Origin of the sequence: Alteromonas confluentis, assembly GCF_001757105.1 — a bacterium.
Lineage (GTDB): Bacteria > Pseudomonadota > Gammaproteobacteria > Enterobacterales > Alteromonadaceae > Alteromonas > Alteromonas confluentis.
Map to the genome: position 1 here is coordinate 22,344 of NZ_MDHN01000015.1, position 25,359 is coordinate 47,702.

The following is a 25,359-nucleotide window of genomic DNA, read 5'->3' on the forward strand; positions in this document are numbered from 1 at the left end:
CGCTAGTGTAATTAACCCTGCGTCAGGATGCTATCTCTTTGCGGATTCAATTTGCGCCACTTCCTGATCCAGCGCGATGAGTTTTTCTTTCATCTGCTGCTCGAAATGCTCAGTCCAGCCTTTCGCTGAATGTTCTGGCCCCATCTCAACGGGCGCGTCGATATCCACCAGTACGACACCGTTATTCCAACGATTCCACTTCACTTTATCGTGAGTACTACTGGCCGTAACCATCACAATCGGCACCTTCACGGCTTTGGCCAACCAGAATGCGCCACTTTTAAACGGTAAAATACCGCGGCCGTAGCTTCGTGTTCCTTCTGGAAATACCCACACCGAGGTACCTTTACTGCGAATTTTCTCACCCGCAATTTTAAGGGTATCCCGCGCCTTGCCGCTGTTTTTACGGTCGATCATGATGTTACCAGACAGCCAGTAAATCTGGCCGAATAGTGGGATCCATTTCAGACTTTTCTTACCAATGGTCACGACCCCAGGCAGTGCGGCTTTACAAATGGTAATGATGTCGTAGCTGTTCTGGTGATTAGCGATGAACACGTAGGGTGTATCAGCTTTCACTTCTTCACTTTTTCTGACAATCACTTTTAGTCCGACAATGCGAGACAGAAGCGCGTAGGCATTACCGCCGAAATGAACGTTGTTTTTATGAAATGGGCGCAGCACACAGACAACAAAGACAACCAGATTAACCAACACAAAGCCGATTAAAAGCGCGATGACGCGAAGAATAGCTAACACGATTTTTCCTGTTTTATAATTTTGCGGCGAAGTATACGGGATCGTGCAGGCTTCAGTTATCCGATCAGTGATTTTATCGTTGAGTTTGCTTAATCAAGCGGTCACTTATCCAAAAGTCTAGCGAGTGGAATTAGCGAAACTGCTATTGTGGTGATATAAATTAAGTAAGGGTTTAATTCTACACAGAGATAAAATGCAGACGTTCACACCGGAAGAGCTAGAGGAAGATATCTTAAGTGATCTCATGGAGGAGATTAACGAGTTATACGAGTCCAGTGAGCAAACGCTTATTGAACTTGAGTTGCGTCCGGAAGATAACGAGTTGCAGAGAAGCCTGTTTCGCTCGATTCATACCATCAAGGGGGATCTTGGGCTGGTAAACTTCGGGCCGATGATTCCGCTGTTACAGCACGTCGAAGATTTGCTAGACTACCTGCGTAAAGGGCAGGTTAACTACACCAGTATTATGAGCGATCTGGTATTGCTTACGATGGACCGGGTGAAAAGCTTCGTTATGGAAGTGATGAGCGATGGCAAAGCCGAATACGACGACCACCTTCATGAGCAACTGGTACTGGCGATAACGCGAGTCACACCTGAAAATTTAGCTGAACACGACAAACTCCTGGCTGATGCGGTATTACTGCTTAATCCTGATCTCGATATCGCTTCTGAACAACCGGAAGAAGCTGTTGTTGAGGATAAGCCAAGTGCTGCGAAAGCACCCGCTACGGTAGCGAATACGGGAATTCTTAAAACGGTTAGCAAAGAAAAACGTGAAGACATGCTGTTCTTCCGTGATTTGATGCAAACCATTGAGCACCGCTCGAACTATTGGGCAGGGCGGGGAGATCGCATCGCCAAGTTAGCATTGTATGTCAACCATGCCGCGGGTAATCCTATTGACGATGAGCAGTTGTCTGTGGCCTGCTACGTACACGATTTTGGCATGGCATTTATGCCACTTCATTTGCTCAACAAGACCGAGCCCTACAGCGATTCAGAATTTAATTTAATGCGATCTCATGTGTATAAAAGCTCGCGACTGCTGGAGCATTTGGATCAATGGGACCACGCCCGTAAAATAGTGATGCAGCATCATGAGCGTGTAGACGGCAGTGGTTATCCGTTAGGATTAAAAGAAGACGATATTTGTGATGGGGCCAAGTTGCTGGCAATTCTGGATACCTACGATGCGATGACGCATGCGCGGTCGCATAATCAGGAAAATAGAATGCCGAAGAAAGACGCGGTTATCGAGATTAATCGCATGGCGAAAGGGCAGTTCAGTGCGAAATGGGTGCGGCATTTCAACCAGGTGATGACGAGTCTGTTAACCAAGTAATACCGCCGAAGACTGCAACAGAAAAACACGGCATCAAAAAGTGACTATACAAAAAAGCCCGCAGCATGTATTTGCTGCGGGCTTTTTTTTTCGTCTCTGGTTTCTGTATTAGCCGTTTACGTCCAGTTCTTTCAGCTTGCGGGTGAGGGTGTTTCGCCCCCAACCTAAACGTTTGGCTGCATCTTGCTTGTGACCGTGGGTATAACTCAGCGCACGCTCCAGCATGATTTTCTCAAACGTAAGCATGGCATCGTTCAGAATGTTGAAATGACCGTCACGCAATTGGGCATCAGTCCATTTAGCCAACAATTCCGGCCATTCGCCAATCGCTGCCGTGGTGCCTTTCTCAGCGGTGCCCTCAGAGTGAATTTCTGGTGGCAGATCATTGGGTAGCACTTCCTGGCCGCTTGCCATTACGGTTAGCCAACGACAGACGTTTTCCAATTGGCGCACGTTACCTGGCCAGGCAAGCTGAGTCATCACTTTCTCGGCTTCTTTGCTTAAGATTTTGGCTTCTACATCAAGCTCTTTCGCTGCCCGACGGAGGAAGTGGCGAGCCAATAGCGGAATGTCTTCACGTCGTTCGTTGAGCGACGGAATATGAATACGAATGACATTCAGACGGTGGAATAAATCTTCACGGAATTTACCCTCAGCCACGCGCTTTTCTAAGTTTTGGTGAGTCGCGGCAATGATGCGAACGTCAACTGATACCGACTGGTGCCCGCCTACGCGATAAAACTGACCATCTGCCAATACCCGGAGCAAACGGGTTTGCACGTCTAAGGGCATATCACCAATTTCATCAAGAAACAGCGTACCGCCGTCGGCTTGTTCGAAGCGTCCCTGACGTGCCGCCTGGGCACCGGTAAATGCACCTTTCTCATGACCGAACAATTCAGATTCCACCAGGTCTGCTGGAATCGCCGCCATGTTTAAGGCGATAAATGGATTGGCAGCACGAGGGCTATGGCGGTGCAACGCATGGGCAACCAGTTCTTTACCTGTACCAGATTGGCCATTAATTAACACGCTGATAGATGAACGGGATAAACGGCCTATTGCACGGAAAACTTCCTGCATGGCCGGTGCTTCGCCAATAATTTCAGTGACAACCTCGTCCTGAGGAGCCTGATTTTGACGGCTTTGCTCGCGAGCATGGGCAATAGCACGCTGAGTCAGCGTAACAGCCTCATCGATATCAAAAGGCTTGGGTAAATATTCGAATGCACCACTCTGATAAGCATTTACTGCACTATCCAGGTCGGAGTGGGCCGTCATGATGATAACCGGGATGAGTGGGTCAACGTCGTGCACTTCACGAAGCAGTGTCATACCATCCATCTGTGGCATGCGGATGTCAGATACGATGACCTCTGGACTTTGGCCGCTCTGCAACTGCAGCAGCAAATCTTCAGGATTTTCAAAACTCAGACAAGCGATATTTGCGGCTTGCAAGGCTTTCTGCAAAACCCATCGAATGGAGCTATCGTCGTCTACTATCCAAACGGACTCGTTATTCATGTTCCGACTCCTTTTTGGGAACTGGGAGGTATAGCGTGAATTCGGTGCGACCAGGATGACTGTCCACTTCGATTTTTCCGCCATGATGGTTAATTAAAGTTTGTGCGATAGACAAGCCAAGGCCACTGCCGTTCTGTTTACTGCTTACCATGGGATAAAACAGCGTGTCTTTTATGTCTGGGGGAATGCCTGGACCGTTATCGATAATCTGAATTTTCGCAACCAGAGAATGGCGTTTTCCTAAGATGGTCATTTGCCGGTCGACCCGGGTGACCAGGCGAATCTGCGGCTGCGGAGTTTTCGCCTCGGTAAGTGCCTGAACGCTGTTGCGCAAAATATTCAGAACCGACTGCTGCACCATATCCTGGTCGACCATCAGGTCGGGAATGCTTGGGTCGTAATCACGAATAATGGTGATGGGATTATCGGAATCCATCTTCATCAGACTTCGCACTTTTTCAAGTGCCTGGTGCAAGTTGCTCCATTCCAACCGCGGCAAAGAATTAGGGCCAAGCAAGCGGTCGACCAGGTTACGTAACCGGTCTGATTGCTCAACAATCATTTGCGTGAATTCGGTGTGATCGGGGTTTGTCAGTTCTTTTTCTAATAGCTGGGCTGCACCACGAATGCCCCCCAAGGGATTTTTAATTTCATGGGCGAGGCCTCGAATGAGTTCTCGCGCGGCGTCGTGTTGGGCATTTTGCTGATTTTCACGGGAGATACGACGCTGCTGATCGATCCGGCGCACTTCAAACATCAGCGCCGGACCGTGCTCAGTATTCAAATTAGTAACGGTGAGGTCAGACAGTACATTTCGACCATCTTTAAAGCACAAGCGAAAATCATTTTCTGTGAAGTCTTCCCCTTTGCGAATGGCTGCACGCAATCGGGCATCATTAATGGCATTGGGTGCGAAGAAATCAGAGAGCTTGTGACCACACAACTGCTTAAAACCGGTTTCAAATAGGGCTTCACCGGCGTGATTCGTATAAACGATTTGCAGCTTTTCATTCACCATCACCAGCGCAGTGTTGAGGGTGTTTAATAAATGGCTAGTTTCATATTCGGTGGCTAACATGGCCGACCAATCCTTTCATTGCACCTTTGTGGTGCATTATAGTTTATCGTTATCAAAAGGTGCAGGCACGGTTAAAAAAATAATTACGTTGAACCCGCATGGTGCGCTGGCTGCGCCAGCATAGAACGCTAGTTAGTATTTATCAGCACCGATGCCTGGTGTAGATAAAGCGTCTGTTGAGGGGAAGATGCAAGAGTCTTGCCTGTATTATCAATAATATCGATATGATAAGTATGGGCGCCTCGATTGATGCCGGTGAGCCTGAATTGGCCACTGCTGTTCATACGCAGCGCCTGGCCGTCGAAGGTCAAACGATAGCGACCTTTAAACGTAGGTGTGGTAGAAGCTGAAATGGAAAAGTTGCCTTGATTATCACGAATGGTGGCTTCAGGTTGTGGCGACGTGATGGTGACCTGATAGTTAGGTTTAGGTGCTTCCTTTGGGGGAACTTGCACATCAGGTACGGGTAAGCTGGTTGCCACATTGTCGGTGTTTCCCGCCAGCTCCAATGCTTCTGCGCCGTCTTGAGGCACATCAGTGTAAAGTACGGTGCCATCTTTTTTGACTATTTTATAAATGGTCTGCGCGCTGGCAGTCTGCGCCGACAGCAATAACAGCATTACAAAATATTTCATGGCGAATACGTCCTGGTAAAGTCTTGGTTCAGTCTAGCCAAAGCTGTGAACAAAAAAAAGCCCGCTGATGCGGGCTTCTTCTAATTCTGTAACTTCAGGTGTGTAATTACACGCTGTAGTACATGTCAAACTCAACAGGGTGAGTAGACATGTTCAGGGTAGTTACTTCTTCTGACTTCAGGCCGATGTATGCATCGATCATGTCGTCGGTCATAACGCCACCGGCTTTCAGGAATTCACGGTCGTTGTCCAGCGCTTCCAGAGCCATTTCCAGTGAGCTAGCAACAGTTGGGATTTCTGCAGCTTCTTCAGGAGGCAGATCGTACAGATCTTTATCCATTGAATCGCCAGGGTGGATCTTGTTGATGATACCGTCAAGACCAGCCATCAGCATTGCAGTGAAGCCCAGGTAAGGGTTACCCGTTGGGTCAGGGAAACGTACTTCGATACGACGCGCTTTATCGCTAGTTACGTAAGGAATACGGATTGAAGCAGAACGGTTACGTGCAGAGTATGCCAGCATTACCGGTGCTTCGAAGCCTGGTACCAGACGCTTGTAAGAGTTAGTAGAAGCGTTAGTGAAAGCATTGATCGCGCGAGCGTGCTTAATGATACCGCCGATGTAGTACAGTGCTTCTTCAGACATACCAGCGTACTTGTCACCCGCGAAGATGTTTTTGCCATCTTTAGCGATTGATTGGTGAACGTGCATACCAGAACCGTTGTCGCCAACCAGAGGCTTAGGCATGAAGGTCGCAGACTGACCGTATGCATTTGCCACGTTGTGAACAACATACTTATAGATTTGAACTTCGTCAGCTTTTTTAACCAGCGTGTTGAAAGCACAAGCGATTTCGTTCTGACCAGCAGTTGCAACTTCGTGGTGGTGAGCTTCAACTACCAGACCCATTTCTTCCATTACCAGACACATTGCACCACGGATATCGTGTGCAGAATCTACTGGAGGAACTGGGAAGTAACCGCCTTTCACGCCTGGACGGTGAGCAAGGTTACCACCTTCGAAGTCTGCGCCTGAATTCCATTTTGCTTCAGCAGAATCGATCTTGAAGAAAGAACCCGCCATATCAGTGTGGAATTTAACGTCGTCGAACAGGAAGAATTCTGGCTCAGGACCGAAGAATGCAGTGTCACCGATACCAGTAGACTTCAGAAACTCTTCAGCGCGGCGTGCTACAGAGCGAGGGTCACGGTCGTAACCTTCCATAGTCGCTGGCTCTACGATGTCACAACGGATGTTAACTTGCGTTTCTTCAGCAAACGGGTCAACAACAACAGATTCTGCATCTGGCATCAGGATCATGTCTGATTCGTTGATGTGTTTCCAACCAGAAATTGAAGAACCATCAAACATTTTACCTTCTTCGAAGAACTCATCGTCGATTAAACCTGCAGGAATCGAAACGTGTTGCTCTTTACCTTTAGTGTCGGTAAAGCGTAAATCTACGAATTTTGCTTCGCTTTCTTTGATGAGCTCTAATGCCTTTTCTACTGACATCGTGTCCTCCGGATTATTATACTAAAAAGTGGAATGAACAATTTCACTCCAAAATAATTGGGAATTTCTGAAGCTATTTTCATGCCAGCTGTAGTTAAGCACCAGAATGCGGCTTAGCAGGGCGTAGCAGATAAATTCACAAATGCAAATGCACCGTTATGGTGCGAAATGGTTCTGTTTTGGTGCAATTGTGGCGCTTCATCATTTCAACCTGTTCTGTGACATCACCCCTGTCAAAACTTGTGTTTTACCGACAACCTTCACAACGGGATGTAAATAAATGAAGACGGGAGAACACGTAAATAAGAACAGTTATTTGATGATGAACAGAACCGCAACTAGACTAGAACAAAGCAATCGCGGATACTAGTACCCGTAACGATAAAACATCGGAATAATTTAGATCCGAATCGCTTTCGTGAAAATGTCATAAAGAAAACTAAAAAAAACTGCGCAATGCGCAGGGATTTTCTGTACAATCCGCGCACATTTTACTATTCCGTTTTAGCAATCAAATCTGCCTGATGTTTTCCAACCATCTGCAACGCTGATTTCCAAGGCTTTGACCCAATGACCACTGATATTAATAAATTACGCAATATCGCGATTATCGCGCACGTTGACCATGGTAAAACGACTCTGGTTGACAAACTATTACAGCAATCCGGTACGCTGGAAAGCCGTGGCGAAGCCCAGGAACGGGTAATGGACTCTAACGACATCGAGAAAGAGCGTGGTATTACCATCCTGGCGAAAAACACCGCCATTAATTGGAATGATTACCGCATCAACATCGTTGACACTCCTGGACACGCCGACTTCGGTGGTGAGGTAGAGCGTGTAATGTCGATGGCTGACTCTGTACTGCTGCTGGTTGATGCGCAGGAAGGTCCTATGCCTCAAACTCGCTTCGTAACCCAGAAAGCGTTTGCTCAGGGCCTGAAGCCAATCGTTGTTATCAACAAAATCGATAAGCCTGGTGCTCGCCCTGATTGGGTAATGGATCAGGTATTCGACCTGTTCGATAACTTAGGTGCGACTGACGAACAGTTAGACTTCCAGGTTATTTATGCATCAGCTCTAAACGGTTGGGCATCAATGGATGCAGACACCAAAGGCGAAGACATGACGCCACTGTTCCAGTTAATCGTGGATCAGGTTGAAGCGCCAAATGCAGACCCTGCCGGTGCATTCCAGATGCAGATTTCTCAGCTGGACTATAACTCTTATGTAGGTGTTATCGGTGTTGGCCGTGTTAAGCGCGGTAGCGTGAAGATGAACCAACAGGTGACTGTTGTTGGTGCCGACGGTAAGAAGCGTAACGGTAAAGTCGGTCAGGTGCTGGGTTATTTAGGCCTTGAGCGTCACGAAGTTGAATCTGCAAGTGCGGGCGACATCATCGCAATCACCGGTCTGGGCGAACTGAAAATCTCTGACACCGTGTGTGATGTAAACACGGTTGAAGCGTTACCGCCGCTGACTGTTGATGAACCAACAGTAACCATGACCTTCCAGGTAAACACGTCTCCGTTTGCTGGTAAAGAAGGTAAGTACGTGACGTCACGTAACATCCTTGAGCGTCTGCAAGACGAGCTGGTACACAACGTAGCACTGCGTGTTGAAGAAACGGCTGACCCGGATAAATTCCGCGTATCAGGCCGTGGTGAACTGCACTTAGGTATCCTGATTGAAAATATGCGTCGTGAAGGTTACGAGCTGGCAGTATCACGTCCGGAAGTAATCCTGAAAGAAGTAGACGGCGAGCTGCAGGAACCGTTTGAAACGCTGACTATCGACTGTGAAGACGAGCACCAGGGTTCAATCATGGAACAGCTTGGTCTGCGTAAAGCAGAAATGCGTGACATGAACCCGGATGGTAAAGGCCGTATCCGTATGGACTTCGTTATTCCAAGCCGTGGTCTGATTGGTTTCCAGACTGAGTTTATGACTATGACTTCAGGCTCTGGTCTGTTGTACCACACGTTCGACCATTACGGTCCGCACAAAGGCGGTACTATCGGTAAGCGTAAGAACGGTGTACTGATTGCAAACGCAATGGGTAAAGCACTGACTAACGCCCTGTTTAACCTGCAGGAACGCGGTCGTCTGTTCATCGGTCACGGTGTTGAAGTTTATGAAGGTATGATCATCGGTATTCACAGCCGTGACAACGACCTGACAGTAAACGCCCTGAAAGGTAAGCAGCTGACAAACGTTCGTGCATCAGGTACTGATGAAGCGCAAACACTGGTTCCACCTGTGAAGATGTCTCTTGAGCAGGCGCTGGAATTTATCGATGACGATGAACTGGTAGAAGTTACACCGGTAAGCATCCGTATTCGTAAGAAACTGCTGACTGAGAACGACCGTAAACGTGCAGGTCGTGCAAAGTAAGTGTAAGTTGATGTATTATAAAAAAGCGCCTTTATGGCGCTTTTTTTTCGTCCAAAGCACAGTTTTCTTCCGCTACAGAAAGAATTATCCTCAACAAAAAACAAACGGAGTTTAGTTTGGCGAAGTACACCATTGTGGTAGTCGATGACGACACTATTACACTCGACATCATTACCTTTGCCCTGGAAGACGGGCTTCAAGCCAACGTGATAGCGTTTAGCCGTAGTGAAATGGCTTACGATTTTCTGATTAACCAATCACCGGATAATCTATCGCTTATCATTAGTGACCAAAATATGCCGCAGTATAATGGCCTGGAACTGTTAAAAGCCTGTCGCGAAAAGGGGCTGCAAACCCCGTTTGTGCTGTTAACGGGAGAAGCGACCCGCGATACAGTCATGGCCGCGAAAAAGGGCGGCGCAACCACCTTTTTAGCCAAACCTTTCGAAACAGAACATCTTATTCAGAAAGTGAAGCAACTGGTGGATTGAAGACCAGTCCTAATCGTTGTAGTGTTACCTTACTTCAGGGGTTACGCGCATTAGCGCGCTATCTTTAATCTGCTTTACAGGAATTTTCACGTGCCTTTCAATTTTGACGATACGCCTTCCCGTCAGGAAACCTATTCATACAAGTGGCAAAAATATAAAGGGCGGGACATCATTCCTGCCTGGATTGCAGATACCGAATTTCGATGTGCGCCGGCTATTCTAGATGCACTGGCCGCCAAGGTTGAACACGGCATTATGGGCTATGAATTACCTGCTGGATATACAACTGCTATTGAAGCCGTGGTGCGTTGGCTGAAAGACAAGCATGACTGGGAAATCGATGCCGACTGGCTGGTGTGGACACCAGGTGTTGTGCCTGCTTTTAACATTGCGATTAAGGCCAATTGTAAGCCGGGTGACAAGGTGATGGTACAGACACCTAATTATCCTCCGCTGTTAGCAGCCCCCAAGATCAACGGTATGGAGCGAGTCGATATTGGCACGGTGGTAGTTGATGGTAGACCGACCATCGATTTTGCTGAACTGGAAACCCAGGCCGCCGATCCGAAATGTAAGCTGCTTATTCTATGTAATCCGATGAATCCGGTGGGCAGTGTGCTCAGTCAGGCCGAGATTGATAAGGTTGCTGAAATCTGTCTGCAAAACGATGTGAAACTGTGCAGTGATGAAATTCACTGCGATCTCATTCTGGACGAGTCCGTTAAGCACATTCCAGCAGGCCGTGAAGAGGCCTTAAAAGATATCAGTATTACATTGATGGCGGCCAGTAAAACCTTCAATGTGGCTGGTTTAGGAACGTCCTTTGCGATTATTCCTGACCGAAAACTTCGTCAGCAGTTTGTTCAATCTGCAGCCGGTCATATGCCATGGGTCACTCTGATGGGGCTGGCGGCTACAGAGGCGGCCTTTACCCAGTGTGATGACTGGCATGCAGAATTATTGGAATATCTGCGCGGCAACCAGGCTTTGCTGGTGGAAAAGATCAATGCTATCCCTGGCCTGAAAGTACATAAGTCACAAGCCACATTTCTTGCATGGATTGATGCCAGTGGCCTGAATGTGCCAAACGTACAGCAATGGGCTGAAAGCCGGGGCGTTGGTCCGTCGCCTGGTGCTGATTTCCACGCTGCCGATCACTTCCGCATTAACTTTGCTTGTAGCCGCAGTATGCTGGAAGATATTCTTGCACGATTGGCTGGCGATTCAGTTCCTGCGGAAGAATAGCCAGCTCCGCACTTACCAGCTTTACTACAAGCCTGTCTAAACAAAAAGTTTTGCTAGTTTGTAGAGGCCAAGGCAAACAACAAACAGTACGATTGCAGCACCGATAAGGTTGCTCATCGTGCTGTTTCTGTATGCGGCGGGCAGCGCACCTTTATTCATAACGACCAGCAGGAATACGGCAATGATGGGCAGCAGGAGCCCGTTTGTGGCCTGGGCAAACAGAATGGCCAACAGCGGTTTTACACCGATACTGGCGATTACCACACCGCAGATAATCACTGTTAGCCAGACTAAACGGAATAATCCGCCTTTCATGTCGGTATTTTTACCTAATGCACCACAAACCGCATAAGCGGCCGCTAGCGGAGCGGTAATCGCACTGGTGAGTCCGGCTGCAAATAACCCGGCTGCAAAGAACCATTGCGCATACTCGCCAAGTACCGGCGCTAGCTGCGTTCCCATGTTGCCCGCATCCAGTGCTTCAGGCTTGCCATAAAACGCGGTCATGGCGGTGGCAACTATCACCAGCGTAATCAGACCGCCCGCACCAATGGCTGTAACGGATTGCCTGCGACAGGCCTGCAAGATATCGCTGTCTTCGGTTGCTTTGTGCTGGTTAGCTACCAGGCTGGCATGCAGAAACAGATTGTAGGGAACAATCGTGGTGCCAATGAGCGCGAGCACCATGGTAATGGTATCGCTATCAAGGCGTGGCGACACAAGTTGTTTACCCATCGCCGACCAGTCTGGTGAAGCAAAAATCAGGGTAACAATGAACACCAGCGCCATTAGCGCGACAAGGCCAACCAATACCGATTCAATCAACTTATATTTACCGGTAACAAGCAACAGTGCGGCGAGTACACCCAGCGTAATAGCCCAGGAGGGTGTGCCTATGTCCACAATCGCATTTAATCCAATGGCGGCACCGGTAAGATTCCCAGATTCGTATGCGGCGTTGCCAATACCAATGGCAGAAATGATCAGTGCCGCAGCGATAAAGCGTAGTGGTCTGCTTTGGGTGAGAGTGAGTAAGGCATCAGAAAGTCCACGGCCGGTACCCAGCCCGAGCCGTGCTGCCATATCTTGTAGCACCATGGTGGCGACGACAGAAAAAAGTAGTGCCCAAACCAAGTGAAAGCCAAAGTCTGCCCCCGCTATACTGGCAGTGGTCACCGTTCCAGGTCCGATAAAAGCCGCGGCGACAATATATCCTGATTTATCTGCAGCCATACTGCATCCCCTGTTTACATGTTATTGTTATAGTATTGATAGTCAGCATAACCATTCTTGCTTCCCAATCATAGGTTTGCCATCTAATGCCAACGCGCTCCACAAGCTTTCAGCAATTATTTATCCAGCCTGAATTCAGTTGTTTGTTACCCAGCCAGATGTATTGTCGCGGATTTATTTTTGCTGTAGCAGCTTGCCCGGAAATTCCTATGCCGGAAAGCTGGATGCCCTGGTTAATAAGGCAGGATAGTCGGCCAGCAGACAATACGCCGTTTGATCAACTTGCCGAAGGGCTAATGGATGGATTACGGCAGGAACTGCAGGTTATGCGGGAAGGTGGAAAGTTAGTGCCGGATGAATGTGTATGGAACGCAGAAGTTGCAGAGCGACTTGCCCTGTCTGAATGGCTTACTGGATTACTCAGTGCGCACAGCCAGATGGAGCCAGTTTGGCAAGATGCCTGGTTGTTGGCTCAGCAGCATCCCGAGCAGGACAAAGGTGTTCAGAAAAGTGAAGATCCAGCCCGGCGTTTAACCCGGTGCCTCAAGCTCTTTTCAACATTGGCGAATGTAGAGTTGGCATTGCAGAAACGGTCTGAGGACCAACGGGAACAGCTAACAGAAAATTTGCCAAAACTCGCTGATCAACTGCCGTCTTTGGCGAAAGAATATGTGACTATTGCTGGAGAGCTCTCGGCAGTGCTGCCGAATCAGTTTGAATCATTTACGCAACCTGTTGGTGCTGCTAATGATCCGGCTGAAGGGAAGTAATGTTAGCGCTGCCGCTGAGACATATTATGTCGAACAGAGCTGACATAATTATTCAGTTCGCCGCGCGCTAATTCATAGGCATCACTGAGTTCATCAGAATCAGGTTCTTTTAGCAGGGCTTGAAAGGCCTGATCCGTTCTCTCTATTAACAGTTTCAGGTGTTCGTTACTCACATCCATGTCATTTCCCCGTGGACAAAATTATTTACGTCAGCTCACTACTTCCTTTAATCAGCTGGCCGCGCTGTCTGAAGCTTAAAACGGCTTTACCACCGCAAGGATCACAATACTTAATAAAACGAGTACGGGGGCTTCGTTCAAAAAACGGTAAAACTTCGATGAACGGGTGTTTTCATCCCGTGCGAATTGCTTTACCAGTTTATATAGATAGAAGTGATATCCGTAAATGGCAAGTACCAAGAGTAGTTTTAGGTGCAGCCATCCAGAAGCTTTAAACCAGGCCATACCGTAAACGTGGATGAGTGCGAGACCAAATACCAGCGTGAGTACTGCAAAAGGTGTGACAAAGAACCAGAGTCTTCGTTCCATAATTTTAAACTGATCACGAACATTTTGTTCCGTCGCCTCTGCGTGATACACGAATAGGCGAGGCAGATAGAATATACCGGCGAACCAGGCCACCATAAAAAAGATGTGAAGGGCTTTTAACCACAAAATCATTTTGGTCTCTGTGTTTAGTATTGAACGCGAAGCAGGAAGGTCTGAAGGATGTTCCAGGTAATTACACCTTTAATTTCCTTTTCAGACTGGTCATAAATGTATACCGCACCATTACGGCCATTTTTTAGTTTTTCATAGACTTCATGCAATGTCGCCTGGCTACTAACGCCCTCAAGGGCAAAGTAGCTTAATGGATGCGCATTGTGGTCTAAGCTTACGTCGTATTGTACCAGCTTGTAGCTTACATCCAATTCCGTGCGGGTCTTTTGTACCACAATGTAGGTCGGGTTTTCGGACAGGTAATTCTCAATAACCTGTTCCGGCGCATCCAGAAACAATTTGTATTCGGTGGTCATGGCGGCGAGCACACCGGTCTTTTCCAGCGCTTCACGAATGGAGGTCACTGCGTAGGGGAGATTCTGGTAATCGAGCTGACGAATAAAAATAGAACGGTTGCCGAGAAACTGGGTGGCGGTAACGTAGGCGGGTACTATTACCAGCATAGCGGGGAGAATAATTTCCGGGCTATACGATAACTCCATCACCGCTGACAAGGCCGCTAGCGGTGCGTGTAATACAGCTGTGAGCATACCCGCCACACCGAGCAAGGCGAAACTACTGGTGTACTCATCGACATCGACTAACGACTGCAGCGGCATAAGCAGTACCGCGCCCGCCAGCATACCAATTACCATTACCGGGCCGATAATACCGCCAGGCACACCAAGCCCAATGGCGAAAATAGCCAGAACCAACTTGGCTGCTAGGATAGACAGCAGTAATAGTGTGCCCGGGTGCGTGTGAAACAGGTGGTCCACATTAGCAAAACTGGAGCCAAGACTCTCAGGTAGAAAGGTACCTACTGCGCCGGTAATTACCGCTGCAAGCAAGAGCCGCAGCCCCATGTTTACCGGGCGGAAAAACTGCATTACCCGCATGAGCTGCGTATTGAATAAGGTGGCCAGGCCGCCCAACGCGATACCGAACAGAATGAAATAGAAATACATCCATTCATCAAAGGCAGCGATGGCCAGGAAGGAGAGTTCATTGATTTCGCCAAAAACCATTCGGGTAAGCACAGAACCGATAGCGGCAGCCAGCATAACCGGCACGAAGATATGAATTTTGTATTCTCTGAGCACCACTTCCATGACAAAAATAACGGCTGCAAAGGGGGTATTGAAGGAGGCTGATATGCCCGCCGCAATGCCACAGCCAGCAAGAATACGAATACTGTTATAGGGAAGGTTTAGCTGTTGCCCAACAAAACTACTGCCAAACGCGCCTAAATGCACGGATGGCCCTTCTCGGCCCACCACAAAGCCACCTGCTAATGCCAGCATGCCACCAAAAAATTGATTTACCGTAGTACGAAAAGGAATGAGGCCATAGTGATGTTTAACCCGGTGTATAACGAACGGTATACCCAAGCGATAATGACGGAATCCGGTAATATAAGCGATGGCGAGAATACAAAGCACGGCACCCACGGGCATAACAAACCAAATGAGCCACGGGTGCGGTAGAACTTGTGTGAGCCAGCCCAGTGCACTTTCTTGCACCCACTCGACACAAAGCCGGAAGAGAATGATGAGGCCTGCTGCGATAAGTCCGCCGACGATACCCAATAAACAAACCTGAACCGATGTTCTGGGGTGGGCTAATTCCTGTCTGAGGGCTGAAAGTTGCATTTATGTGGCTTATCCTTTTGCAATAGCGTTATCCTACCATAAGTCACTGCTTTTCCTAACAGCATATGTGGCTGGAAATTGACTGAAATTAACAAGAGAAAGTATGAAAATTCCGTTAAACAGAGCTGAACTGGTTGAAAAATGGGGGCATTTCCGTTTTACCGTGATCTGCGTTGCCATGTTGATACTCATGCTGGTGTTTGGCTATCAGATTGCCCGTTTTGAAATGGATGAGGGGGCAAAGGCGTCGGCCAGCGAGTCGGAATCGGTTGCGTTTCTAGCACAGCAGAATAAAACACTAAAGAATCGAGTAAGCGAGTTACAGGTTGAGGCTATACTCGCGGATAACTCGGTGGCTGCGATGAAGAAAAGCCTGGAAGAACAACTCCAGCAAAACCGAGCACTGGAAGACAGATTAAGCTTTTATCAACGGGTGGTGGCCCCGGAAGTCACTCAGGACGGTTTTTTCATCGACGGTGTGCAGGTTGCCGCCAGCGCCAGCGATAACCGTTATCGGCTCACTGCGGTGCTACTGCAGCAAAATGAAAACAAAACAATTTTGAAAGGTGAATTAGGTATAACCGTTCGCGGCGCATTGGACGGTGTTCCCCATGAGGTTTCTACCTCCGACACCGAAACGTTTCCTTCAGGCCCGGTGAAATGGGGTTTCAAGTATTTTCAAACGGTTGATCTGGAATTTACGCTGCCGGCGGGATTTGTTCCCGAGCAAATTATTTTCACTACTGATGTCATTCAGTGGAAAACCAAGCGAGGCGAATACTTCAATAGTCTGAATTGGTCTGACGTATTCGACTCGCCGGTAAATGCCGGAAGTCAGGATGCCTAATTTTGATTTTTCTGTCTTGCGGTAACTTGCGCCGCAATCCGGACATGGGCGTTGGCCTCACCGTAATTACCATATTGATGACGCTGAACAATTTCAAAAAATAAGCCATTAACATCGATGGTGTAGCAGTGAATGAAGTATCCCGTAGGGCTCTCGTCATACAGCAAGTTATATTTGCGCATTTTTGCTGACAGTTCGGGGCTTAAGTCAAAACGCGCCTCGAGGTCATCGTAATAGTTTTCTGGGATCTGCAGAATGTATTTCTGGTCCACATGTTCGATGTACGTCAGCATATCGTCGCAGTGAATGGCAATATGCTGCACCCCTGAACCGCCATGGCGACGGCGAAATTGCTCTGTAGAAGAGTTGCCGCTACGTGACATATTAAAGGGAAGGCGGATTTTCTTATTCTGACTGGTGGCCGTTCGGCTAACAATCAAGCCGTAAGGGTCGATAAGATCCTGTGGTTGATCCACATTCAGAGCAAACAGTACGCGGTAAAACAGCGACGTAGACAAGAATTCCGACTCAGAAATACCACTTGTGATGTGATCAACACGCATCGCCGCTTTACTGACCGGGGCGCTGGTTTCCAATGGAATAAAATCAACATCATAAAATCGGCGGTGATCGCTTCCTGATTCCACAAAGTAAACCAATTCCCCGTTCATGCCCCTGATGCCCGGGATCTGCATTTCCTGCGGACGTGCTTCGGTTTCAAAACGGGAGTATTTAAAGTAGCTGGCCCGTGACACCATATTTTGTGCATTGTCTGTGCGGTATCCCACGGCGCAAACAGAAGTGCCGTGAACCAGAAAGTGGTTCTGGGCAAAACTGTCCGGCTCCTGATTCAGGATGAAGTTTACGTTCTGGCAGCGGAACAGGGCAACGTCCTTGCTTTTATGCTGGTGGGTTTGCTGAAAACCCAGAGCGCTGATCAACTCTAAAAAGGTGTCCCGGGCACTGCCGGCAGTGGCAAATTCAATGAACTCCACATCACTCACTGAAGCCTGAGGTGGCGCAATGGCCTTTTCGGCTATCTCCGGCGCAACGATATCCGGTGCCCGGCCTGCCATTTCATTTTCAAGCCAGAGTAATGACCGTTTACCGTCCAGCGCTGTATCTTGGGTGGGGGTGGAACGGAACTCGTCGTTAAAAATTTCGTGAGAAACGTAGCCATCATAGCCGGTCTTTGCGACCTCCTGCATAAACTCCACTACCGGAAACTGGCCCTGGCCGGGGAAGCAGCGGAAATGCCTACTCCATTGCAGTACGTCCAGTTTCAGCCAGGGCGCATCGGCAATTTGAACAAGCGTGATTTTATCGCCCGGGATCTCTGCGATAGCAGAAAGGTCTCGACCCCGCGCGAAAATATGAAAACTGTCAAGAATAATGCCCAGATTAGGGTGATCAGCCTGTTTCACAATATCCCATGCGGCGGTGAAATCGGCGGTGTAACGGCCCCAGGCCAGCGCTTCGTAGCCTAACCTGATGCCACGGGAAGCGGCACTGTCGGCCAGCCGGTTAAACTGCTCTGCGGCCAGGGCAGGGTTGTCCACACAGGCCGGCGACACGTTTGAGCAAATCAGCAATGTGTCGGTGTTCAGCTCTGCCATGGTATCGAATTTTCTTTCCGCCCGGTCGTAGTTTTTCTTCATGTTCTGACGGGGCATGCACTCAAAATCTCTGAAAGGCTGCAGCGCAATTATATCGATATTGTTGTCTTCTGCTATTCGCCGCACAACGGCCGGAGAGGCATCGTACAGCAGCAAATCATTTTCAAATATTTCGATGCCGCGGAATCCGGCGGCGGCAGCGGCTTCAATTTTCTGTTTCAGGTTACCTGACAGGCATACTGAGGCGATAGAGTGTTTCATAAATAATCCGGCACTTCATAGACAGAGACAATTTTTCAGTATTCATGTTAAAAATGGTTTTCGCGCTTGTAAAAGATCTGCTTGTCCGTATCGTATAACTTCATGTTAATCTGTGTCGCTTAAGTAACCTGTAAGGAGTGACGAAGTGAATTTGAATTTTCGTCAGTTAGAAGTATTCAGAGCCGTGATGATTGCCAAGACAATCAGCGGTGCTGCGGAAATATTGAATGTGTCTCAACCCGGTATCAGCCGGTTGCTTAAGTACATGGAATACAAGATGGGCATAGCCCTGTTCGAGCGAAGTAAAGGGCGCTTGATCCCCACGCCGGAAGGGTTGGAACTGTTTCGTGAAGTTGAACCGATTTACCAGCGTATTGAAGGGCTGGAGGATACCATCGGACGCATTATTCGCGGCGATAATCTGCAATTTCACATAGGCTGCACGCCCAGCCTGTCTAATGTGGTCGCCCCCTGGCTGTTTGCTGAAATTAAAAAAGTCATGCCGGATGTCATGCTTAAACTGGAGACCCTGCCCAACGAGGCCATGGCTGAATATGTGAGTCAGCGGCGCATTGACTTTGCTATCGCTCTCGGGGAAGTCAGCCATCCGCTGGTTCAGGCCGATCCTTCCACCCATCTGCGTCTGCAGGTGGTGCTGCCGGAAGATCACCCGCTGGCATCCCGCGAACAGCTTACTTTTGAGGATATCGCCGGCCATCCCATCGTCAATTATTTCCCTGAAACTCTGTTGGGTCAGGCAATCCGTGATGGCTTTGAAGAAATTGGTAAAGAGCCACAGACCGCGGTGATGGTGCGCTATGCGGACGATGCCTGTGCCATGGCTGAGCAGCGTCTGGGGTTAACCGTTGCGCTGGAATATACCGCTATACCCGGGCGTTATCCCGGCCTGGTATCTGTGCCCCTGGGTGATGTCAGGCAATCCATATACTTTGTTCGCCATAATGAAGTGTCTATGTCTAACCACTTACGCAATTGTTTTGAGACGGCGCAGAGCAAGCTCGCGGAGATCCACACCAGCCTGTTAACTTAAAGTTATAGTGTACCGACGTCAGAGTAATTGTAACTCTGAGCTGAATACTTAGGATAACAACACGGTTTAACGAAATATTAATCAAAAATAAACATTTGGGAATCGGTCCTTATGTCTGTAGTTACGAATGATTATGAGCAAAGTGTGACGCATCTTCGCGGCGTGCTCGAAAATAACAAAATGGCGCCTCTTCAAATTCTTGTTGTCATGATTTGTTTTACCCTTAATATGATTGATGGCATGGACGTGGTGTTAATGTCTTACACCGCGCCGGTTCTGGCACAGGAGTGGAGCATTGAGCCCGCTGTACTTGGTGCCGTGTTCAGTGCCGCCCTCATCGGTATGACCCTCGGATGTTTATTCATTGCCCCTTATGCTGATGTGATTGGCCGGCGCAAGATGATTCTGTTTGCCGTGACCACCATTGGTGCCGGCATGTTGTTTTCCGGCTGGTCACAGTCTTTGCCCCAGCTGGTGGCTGCCAGAGTAGTGACCGGGCTTGGAGTAGGCGCGATACTGGCAAGTATGGCTACCATGACCAGTGAATTTGCCACCCGTGAACGGCGGAATCTTTGTGTATCCTTTCTGCAGGCGGGCTATCCCATCGGTGCGGTGGCAACAGGATTCGCCTCAGCTTGGTTGATCCCTGAATTTGGCTGGCGGGTAATGTTTGAAATTTCGGGTGTTGTCACTTTGCTCATGGTGCCGGTGGTGTATTTCTTCATGCCTGAGTCGCCGGAGTTCCTGCTTAAGCGTCAGCCGGGCAATGCGCTTGATAACATCAACCGTATTCTGGTGAAACTGAAGGCTGCTCCCCTTGCCACTTTGCCGGCGGCACCGGCAGACAGTGCACGCACATCGGTGAAAAAGCTGTTTACTGACGGGCGGGCCAGGCCTACTTTATTGCTGTGGGGCGGCGTGTTCTTCGGCTTCTTCACACTGTATTTCATTATCAGCTGGATCCCTAAAATTGCCGTGGATGCCGGCTTACCGCTGGAGCAGGGTATCTTTGCCGGTGCGGCTTATAATCTGGGATCCTTCACCGGCAGCATTTTGCTTGGCTGGATTTCCGTTCGGTTCGGCTTACAGAAAATGATTTTTACATTCTTCGTGCTGGCTGCCGTCACCCTGATGGTATTCGGCAATATCTCTATGGGCGTTTCAATGATTCTGCTCACCGCGTATATCCTCGGGGTCACACTGAATGGAGGCTTCAACGGCTTCTGGCCAACGTCGGCCAGACTTTATCCCACTGAGATCCGTGCTACCGGTGTGGGCTGGGCTGTAGGGGCAGGGCGCGCCGGTGCGGTGATCGGGCCCTTCGCCGGTGGTTACTTATTGCAATCCGGTGCCGGACTTTCTACCACCTTTATAGTGTTCACTATTCCTGTTGTGCTGGCCGGGTTGCTGACGCTGCTGATCAAAGACAGCGATTTCGCAAACTGACGAAACCGGACCTTTCTGTTGCCGGAGCAGTCGTGTTCCGGCGTCTTTTACAGGAGAAACCTATGAAAATATTGCTGCTTAACGGCCCGAACCTGAATATGTTAGGTATGCGGGAGCCGGAAAAATATGGCAATGCCTCATTGCAGGATATTGTATCGGAGCTGACTGTTTACGCAGAAGAGAAAGGCGTGGCACTGTCACATTTTCAGTCGAATTGTGAAGGTAAACTGATAGATACTATTCACGCTGCCAGACAACAATATCAGCGTATTATAATTAACCCGGGAGCGTTAGGGCATACCAGTATTGCGCTGCGGGATGCGCTGCTGAGCTGCGAAGTGCCCTTCACCGAAGTGCACCTCACTAATATCCACGCCAGAGAACCTTTCCGTCACCACACTTATTTATCTGATGTGGCTACCGGTGTGATTGCCGGTTTCGGGGCTGCGGGTTATCGTCTCGCATTAGATGCAGTAGTAGCACAAGCCTCCTAAGCCGGGCACCTTTCGCACAATTGACAATTAAAAAAGCCGGCGCAAAGGCCGGCTACTGAAGGATAGGCAATCTTAATCCAGCCAGCTCAATGCTTCGTTAATGAGGGCAGGCGCGGCGGCTATGCTGGCATCGAAGAACAGGTTGTACGCATCAATCCCCTGAAAAATCCATAAATCGAAACCGGATACACACTGTAAGCCTGCGCTTTCACACGCCTTGATGAAGTCTGTTTTCAATGGCACATACACGGCATCAAAGGCCCATTCCGGAGAGGACAGGGCGGTTAAATCAAACGGTGTACCGGGCTTACCGTACATGCCCAGCGCCGTACAGTTCACCAGACCATCTACTTTGTTCTGTAACACCTTAACTTCATCCGGCGTTACCGCACTGGCGGAATGTCCGTGCTTAACCAGCAAATCAGACATGGCCTGCGCGGCTGCAGTATTAATATCACTGATATAAAGATGACCTGCGCCAAGTTCTGCCAGCGCAAACATAATGGCTCTGCCCACGCCGCCTGCACCGCAAACCAGTACTTTGCCCGGAGATTTGTCGCCACGGCGGTACAGATAGCCTTGCTTAAATCCGCTGTAGTCGGTGTTGGCCCCCAGGATGCCATCTTCTGTGAACCGCAGGGTATTGTAAGAGCCAATTTTTTCATGACCCTCTGCCAGCGGGCTTTTCACCAGCGGATATACTGACTGCTTATAAGGGTGGGTCACATTGATGCCGTGATAGCCTTCAGTGATCAGACGTTTTACGCAGCCCTCAGGATTAAAGTCCGGCAGTATTTCGCCATCAATTAAACCGTAATCAATACTGATACCATTTTGCTGCGCCAGATACGCCTGCAATTTTCCCATTTTTGAGCGGCTGATGTGCGCGCCCATTAATGCCAACTTCGATGTCATTGTTTCACCAATCCTGTAACGCTGGTTACAAACTGAACTTGTTATGATTTTGTTATTAAATTACGTTTTGCGGGCTTCTGTAAATTATCTAAAGTTGTGATGACTATAACAATGGGTTAATTACCCGTGAGCGGCTTATCCGTGGCCTGTTAGCCATAAGTCTAATTTTGATATTGTTGTGGTGTTGTTTGGCTATGATTTATCAGCATTTATTTCCTTATTCTGGCCTTCCTGTTTTTCTTTGTCACTGTCTTTGAACAGCTATTTCGCTGATCTCAACGTTTTGAATTAACTAAAAGTTCTTTACATGGTTAACAAAATGTTATGCCTTGGTTATCTATTGGTAATTTTAAATTTGTAACAGCACCTGAATAATTACTTCGTCGTCGTCAACAGGTCGTTGCACACGCATTACTGTTAACACTCAATCTCTTAACAGGAGAGAGACCCGTGAAAAAAACAAATAACACAAAACAGCCTGTCACCCGGTTTAACCGCAAATTTCTGGCATCAGCCGTATTGCTGGCCATGTGCCCCGCTGTTGCTACTGCACAGGACAATGAGGCAGAACAATCTGCCGATCTAGAACAAATTGTTGTAACCGGCTCCCGTATTGCCCGCCGGGATGAAAGTGCGCCAAGCCCGATCATGACGGTGGGTGAGCAATTTATTGAAGATACCGGTCAGGTGAATGTTGAAGCCACCATGAATGAAATGCCCCAGTTCACCCGCGATTCTTCAGGTGGCCAGGGTACCGGCGGCCGTGCGCTGCTGGACTTACGTGGTCTGGGCGCAACCCGTAACCTTATACTGCTGGATGGACGCCGTCTGCCCATTTCAAGCTCGTCAGGCGTGGTAGATACCAATGTGTTACCTACCTCTGTTGTGCGCGATGTGGAAGTGATTACCGGTGGTGCTTCGGCCGTATACGGTTCTGATGCGGTTTCAGGTGTTGTGAATTTTGTTACGCAACGGGGTGTTGAAGGCGTGAACGTGGATGTGCAGTACGGCAACTCCATGGAAAATGACTATGCCAGTTACAATGCCTCGGTAACGGCCGGTGCAGTCACAGAGAAGAGCAGCCTGTTTATCTCTGTCAGCTCTGCCCGTCAGGATGCACTGTACGGCAAAGACCGCTTTGATTTCTTCCAGTTGGGGATCCCTTCCTCATATATCGGCACAGGTACCTTTGTTCCTTCTGCCACCAATCTGCCTGACCAGGCCGTGGTGGATGCCATGTTTGCCGGATACGGTTATGGTTCTGTGCCTAATAACAATAACCTGGGTTTCAATGATGACGGTTCGTTGTTCAGTCAGACCGGCGCCGTGAATTACATGGGCAGCGATGAAAGCGACTACCGCATTGTGAATGGCAACGTGCGTATGCCGGTACAGATTCAGGGCATGTTGCGTCCGCAAACCGACCGTAAAAACCTGTTTGCCCGCTTCGATTACGAGTTTTCACCTGCCGTTACCGGTTATGCGCAGGCATTGTTTACTGACCATACGGCAGTGACCAACTCAGGTGGCACGCTGACCCAGTTCGGTACGCCAACGATTCCGGTAACTAACCCGTTTATTCCTGACGATTTATCCACGTTACTGGCATCCCGTGCCGATCCGACGGCACCGTTTTCTTACAATGCCCGTTACGTGATGACACCGGCAAAAAGCTGGGATGAAAACTATGTGACCCAACAATACATAGTGGGCCTTGAAGGGGATACCGGATTCCGCGACTGGACGTTTGATGCCTGGGTATCATGGGACAATTCCCGTCACAACCAGGTTCAGCACAATGCGGTGTTCTTATCCCGTGTACAAACCCTGTTTAACGCTGCTGACGGTGGAGACAGTATTTGTGCCGGCGGGTATAACCCCTTTGGTCTGGCAAATGTGCTGAGTATGTCGGACGCCTGTCAGTCGTACATCAGTGGTGATACTCACAGCACTGAAGAGTTACAGCGTACCGCCTTTGATGTGGTGGTGCAGGGCAGCTTATTTGAACTGCCTGCCGGTGATGTGATGTTCTCGGCATCGGCGAACTACCGCAACGATGAGTATTATTTCAGTCCTGATAAAGCGCTGGCTGAACAGGATGTGCAGGCGGTCATCGCGGCGCAGCCATCTGCCGGTTCTTCAGATGTAACCGAGCTGGCGGCGGAGTTCATTATTCCGGTAACTGACTCGTTTGAAATCGGTACGGCCTACCGTATGTCTGACTACGAGTATTCAGGTACCGTGAATGCCTACAAGCTGGATGGTCTGTGGCATGCCACGGATGAAATTATGGTACGTGGTGGTTATCAGCGTGCTATCCGTGCGCCGAATATCAACGAACTGTTCAGCGCCGCCACCGGCAGCCAGGTCACGTTTGGTAATCCGCCTTCCGGTGGTGAGCCTTGCGATGTGCGCACCGCTGCGCGCGCGGCAGACACTAGCGGCGAGCTTCGAGGCCTGTGTGTCGCCATGGGGATCCCGGTTGAAACCGTAGACAACTATTTATTTCCCACTACAGCAACGGCAACGTTAAGTTCGGGCAACATCGAACTGCAACCGGAAACCGCTGATACCTACACGCTGGGCGCGGTATGGAATACAGAGTTTGGTTCAAATCAGACATTGGTGCTGTCCGCAGACTATTACTCCATCGAAATTGAAGATGTGATTTCTGCAGTCCCGGGGCTTACCGCTATCAATAAATGCCACAACCTGGATGGCTCAAACCCGACTTATTCCACTGATAATGCCTATTGTCAGTTGTTGTCGCGGGATCAGGACGGCTATCTGGAACTGGTACGAACGCCTTACTTCAACCTTGGTCAACTTGCGACCGACGGTATGGATTTCCAGGTGAACTATAAGTTGTCTACCGGTGCCGGTGACTTCTCTGTGCACTCGGTTATCACCTATGTGAACTCCTATGAAGTGGTGACATTGCCGGGCGATGAAGGTGTGGATGAAGCGGGAACCATCGGTTTTATGACAACGCCACGTCCTAAACTGCGGGCGCAGACCAGCTTTGGCTACGAGAAAGATGCTATGAGCCTGACCCTGCGCTGGCGCTTCACCGACAGCATGGATGATCGCAGCACGCTCACGAATACCGCCAGTACGGTACCGGGTGTGCCAAGCTACAACAAGTTTGATCTGGTAGGACGCTATCGTCTCACCGAAAGTATCAATCTGCGTGGCGGTATCAGCAATCTGTTCGATAAAGATCCGCTGGTGGTGGCCGGAACGCCCGGTATCACTGATAACGAAAGCTACGACATCGTTGGCCGTTCTTACTTTGTCGGTGCCACCATGTCCTTCTGACCCTGAAAAAGGCAGCGTTTAATCAGCGCTGCCTTTTTGCTTTTCAGGTT

The 25,359-nt window shown here is 49.1% G+C and carries 20 protein-coding genes; 10 read left to right on the plus strand and 10 right to left on the minus strand.

Features of this window, described 5'->3' with window-relative positions:
• Positions 1 to 30 precede the first annotated feature (30 nt).
• Positions 31 to 759 carry a 1-acylglycerol-3-phosphate O-acyltransferase gene (locus BFC18_RS07120; protein ID WP_070124748.1) on the minus strand — a complete coding sequence of 243 codons (729 nt, stop codon included), beginning with the start codon at positions 757 to 759 and terminating at the stop codon, positions 31 to 33.
• A 193-nt stretch (positions 760 to 952) separates the two neighbouring features.
• Between BFC18_RS07120 and BFC18_RS07125 the strand changes: the two genes are divergently transcribed.
• Complete coding sequence (locus tag BFC18_RS07125) at positions 953 to 2,104, plus strand: HD domain-containing phosphohydrolase (protein WP_070124749.1); 1,152 nt, start codon at positions 953 to 955, stop codon at positions 2,102 to 2,104.
• Positions 2,105 to 2,212: 108 nt separating this feature from the next.
• Here the strand turns inward: BFC18_RS07125 and glnG are convergent, their stop codons facing one another.
• From glnG to glnA, 4 genes are all read right to left on the minus strand, one after another.
• On the minus strand, positions 2,213 to 3,628 hold the full coding sequence (glnG, locus tag BFC18_RS07130) for a nitrogen regulation protein NR(I) (protein WP_070124751.1): 1,416 nt from the start codon (positions 3,626 to 3,628) through the stop codon (positions 2,213 to 2,215).
• Positions 3,621 to 4,706, minus strand: a complete 1,086-nt coding sequence (gene glnL / locus BFC18_RS07135; protein WP_070124753.1) for a nitrogen regulation protein NR(II) — start codon at positions 4,704 to 4,706, stop codon at positions 3,621 to 3,623. The genes glnG and glnL overlap by 8 nt, the downstream gene beginning before the upstream one ends.
• A gap of 128 nt (positions 4,707 to 4,834) precedes the next feature.
• Positions 4,835 to 5,341 (minus strand): DUF4124 domain-containing protein, encoded by a 507-nt coding sequence (locus BFC18_RS07140; protein WP_070124754.1) that lies wholly within the window; start codon positions 5,339 to 5,341, stop codon positions 4,835 to 4,837.
• A 106-nt stretch (positions 5,342 to 5,447) separates the two neighbouring features.
• A complete protein-coding gene (gene glnA / locus BFC18_RS07145) occupies positions 5,448 to 6,857 on the minus strand; it encodes a glutamate--ammonia ligase (RefSeq protein WP_070124756.1) in 1,410 nt (469 codons plus the stop codon).
• Between the two features lie 570 nt (positions 6,858 to 7,427).
• Here glnA and typA point away from each other — a divergent pair.
• From typA to BFC18_RS07160, 3 genes are all read left to right on the plus strand, one after another.
• Positions 7,428 to 9,251: a translational GTPase TypA gene (typA, locus tag BFC18_RS07150; RefSeq protein WP_070124758.1), complete on the plus strand. Its 1,824-nt coding sequence runs from the start codon at positions 7,428 to 7,430 to the stop codon at positions 9,249 to 9,251.
• A 116-nt stretch (positions 9,252 to 9,367) separates the two neighbouring features.
• The gene (locus BFC18_RS07155) at positions 9,368 to 9,742 is read left to right on the plus strand and encodes a response regulator (RefSeq protein WP_070124759.1); all 375 of its coding nucleotides are present in this window, start codon (positions 9,368 to 9,370) and stop codon (positions 9,740 to 9,742) included.
• Positions 9,743 to 9,832: 90 nt separating this feature from the next.
• Positions 9,833 to 10,987, plus strand: a complete 1,155-nt coding sequence (locus BFC18_RS07160) for a MalY/PatB family protein (RefSeq protein WP_070124761.1) — start codon at positions 9,833 to 9,835, stop codon at positions 10,985 to 10,987.
• 36 nt (positions 10,988 to 11,023) lie between these two features.
• Here the strand turns inward: BFC18_RS07160 and BFC18_RS07165 are convergent, their stop codons facing one another.
• Complete coding sequence (locus tag BFC18_RS07165; RefSeq protein WP_070124763.1) at positions 11,024 to 12,220, minus strand: Nramp family divalent metal transporter; 1,197 nt, start codon at positions 12,218 to 12,220, stop codon at positions 11,024 to 11,026.
• A gap of 86 nt (positions 12,221 to 12,306) precedes the next feature.
• Between BFC18_RS07165 and BFC18_RS07170 the strand changes: the two genes are divergently transcribed.
• Positions 12,307 to 12,990 carry a UPF0149 family protein gene (locus tag BFC18_RS07170; RefSeq protein ID WP_070124765.1) on the plus strand — a complete coding sequence of 228 codons (684 nt, stop codon included), beginning with the start codon at positions 12,307 to 12,309 and terminating at the stop codon, positions 12,988 to 12,990.
• Positions 12,991 to 13,244: 254 nt separating this feature from the next.
• Here the strand turns inward: BFC18_RS07170 and hemJ are convergent, their stop codons facing one another.
• Positions 13,245 to 13,670: a protoporphyrinogen oxidase HemJ gene (gene hemJ / locus BFC18_RS07175; RefSeq protein WP_070124767.1), complete on the minus strand. Its 426-nt coding sequence runs from the start codon at positions 13,668 to 13,670 to the stop codon at positions 13,245 to 13,247.
• 14 nt (positions 13,671 to 13,684) lie between these two features.
• Positions 13,685 to 15,361 (minus strand): chloride channel protein, encoded by a 1,677-nt coding sequence (locus BFC18_RS07180; protein WP_070124769.1) that lies wholly within the window; start codon positions 15,359 to 15,361, stop codon positions 13,685 to 13,687.
• 103 nt (positions 15,362 to 15,464) lie between these two features.
• Between BFC18_RS07180 and BFC18_RS07185 the strand changes: the two genes are divergently transcribed.
• A complete protein-coding gene (locus BFC18_RS07185; protein ID WP_070124771.1) occupies positions 15,465 to 16,208 on the plus strand; it encodes a DUF6776 family protein in 744 nt (247 codons plus the stop codon).
• On the opposite strand, the gene BFC18_RS07190 is transcribed toward BFC18_RS07185, so the two are convergent.
• Positions 16,205 to 18,085, minus strand: a complete 1,881-nt coding sequence (locus tag BFC18_RS07190) for a bifunctional sugar phosphate isomerase/epimerase/4-hydroxyphenylpyruvate dioxygenase family protein (RefSeq protein WP_070124772.1) — start codon at positions 18,083 to 18,085, stop codon at positions 16,205 to 16,207. The genes BFC18_RS07185 and BFC18_RS07190 overlap by 4 nt on opposite strands.
• 145 nt (positions 18,086 to 18,230) lie before the next feature.
• On the opposite strand from BFC18_RS07190, the gene BFC18_RS07195 reads away from it, so the two are divergent.
• The 3 genes from BFC18_RS07195 (at position 18,231) to aroQ (ending at position 21,076) form a co-directional block, all read left to right on the plus strand.
• Entirely contained in the window at positions 18,231 to 19,136 is a 906-nt protein-coding gene (locus BFC18_RS07195; protein WP_070124774.1) for a LysR family transcriptional regulator, read from the plus strand.
• Positions 19,137 to 19,247: 111 nt separating this feature from the next.
• Complete coding sequence (locus BFC18_RS07200; RefSeq protein WP_083272955.1) at positions 19,248 to 20,582, plus strand: MFS transporter; 1,335 nt, start codon at positions 19,248 to 19,250, stop codon at positions 20,580 to 20,582.
• Between the two features lie 62 nt (positions 20,583 to 20,644).
• The gene (gene aroQ, locus BFC18_RS07205) at positions 20,645 to 21,076 is read left to right on the plus strand and encodes a type II 3-dehydroquinate dehydratase (RefSeq protein ID WP_070124775.1); all 432 of its coding nucleotides are present in this window, start codon (positions 20,645 to 20,647) and stop codon (positions 21,074 to 21,076) included.
• A gap of 72 nt (positions 21,077 to 21,148) precedes the next feature.
• Here the strand turns inward: aroQ and BFC18_RS07210 are convergent, their stop codons facing one another.
• A complete protein-coding gene (locus BFC18_RS07210) occupies positions 21,149 to 21,991 on the minus strand; it encodes a shikimate dehydrogenase family protein (protein WP_070124777.1) in 843 nt (280 codons plus the stop codon).
• 450 nt (positions 21,992 to 22,441) lie between these two features.
• On the opposite strand from BFC18_RS07210, the gene BFC18_RS07215 reads away from it, so the two are divergent.
• Entirely contained in the window at positions 22,442 to 25,309 is a 2,868-nt protein-coding gene (locus tag BFC18_RS07215; RefSeq protein WP_083272956.1) for a TonB-dependent receptor plug domain-containing protein, read from the plus strand.
• Positions 25,310 to 25,359 lie beyond the last annotated feature (50 nt).

Bases quoted from the DNA above. Each gene is read 5' to 3' on its own strand.
- BFC18_RS07125 (WP_070124749.1), top strand. From the start codon at position 953: ATGCAGACGTTCACACCGGAAGAGCTAGAGGAAGATATCTTAAGTGAT.
- glnG (WP_070124751.1), bottom strand. From the start codon at position 3,628: ATGAATAACGAGTCCGTTTGGATAGTAGACGACGATAGCTCCATTCGA.
- glnL (WP_070124753.1), bottom strand. From the start codon at position 4,706: ATGTTAGCCACCGAATATGAAACTAGCCATTTATTAAACACCCTCAAC.
- BFC18_RS07140 (WP_070124754.1), bottom strand. From the start codon at position 5,341: ATGAAATATTTTGTAATGCTGTTATTGCTGTCGGCGCAGACTGCCAGC.
- glnA (WP_070124756.1), bottom strand. From the start codon at position 6,857: ATGTCAGTAGAAAAGGCATTAGAGCTCATCAAAGAAAGCGAAGCAAAA.
- typA (WP_070124758.1), top strand. From the start codon at position 7,428: ATGACCACTGATATTAATAAATTACGCAATATCGCGATTATCGCGCAC.
- BFC18_RS07165 (WP_070124763.1), bottom strand. From the start codon at position 12,220: ATGGCTGCAGATAAATCAGGATATATTGTCGCCGCGGCTTTTATCGGA.
- BFC18_RS07170 (WP_070124765.1), top strand. From the start codon at position 12,307: ATGCCAACGCGCTCCACAAGCTTTCAGCAATTATTTATCCAGCCTGAA.
- hemJ (WP_070124767.1), bottom strand. From the start codon at position 13,670: ATGATTTTGTGGTTAAAAGCCCTTCACATCTTTTTTATGGTGGCCTGG.
- BFC18_RS07180 (WP_070124769.1), bottom strand. From the start codon at position 15,361: ATGCAACTTTCAGCCCTCAGACAGGAATTAGCCCACCCCAGAACATCG.
- BFC18_RS07185 (WP_070124771.1), top strand. From the start codon at position 15,465: ATGAAAATTCCGTTAAACAGAGCTGAACTGGTTGAAAAATGGGGGCAT.
- BFC18_RS07190 (WP_070124772.1), bottom strand. From the start codon at position 18,085: ATGAAACACTCTATCGCCTCAGTATGCCTGTCAGGTAACCTGAAACAG.
- BFC18_RS07200 (WP_083272955.1), top strand. From the start codon at position 19,248: ATGTCTGTAGTTACGAATGATTATGAGCAAAGTGTGACGCATCTTCGC.
- aroQ (WP_070124775.1), top strand. From the start codon at position 20,645: ATGAAAATATTGCTGCTTAACGGCCCGAACCTGAATATGTTAGGTATG.
- BFC18_RS07210 (WP_070124777.1), bottom strand. From the start codon at position 21,991: ATGACATCGAAGTTGGCATTAATGGGCGCGCACATCAGCCGCTCAAAA.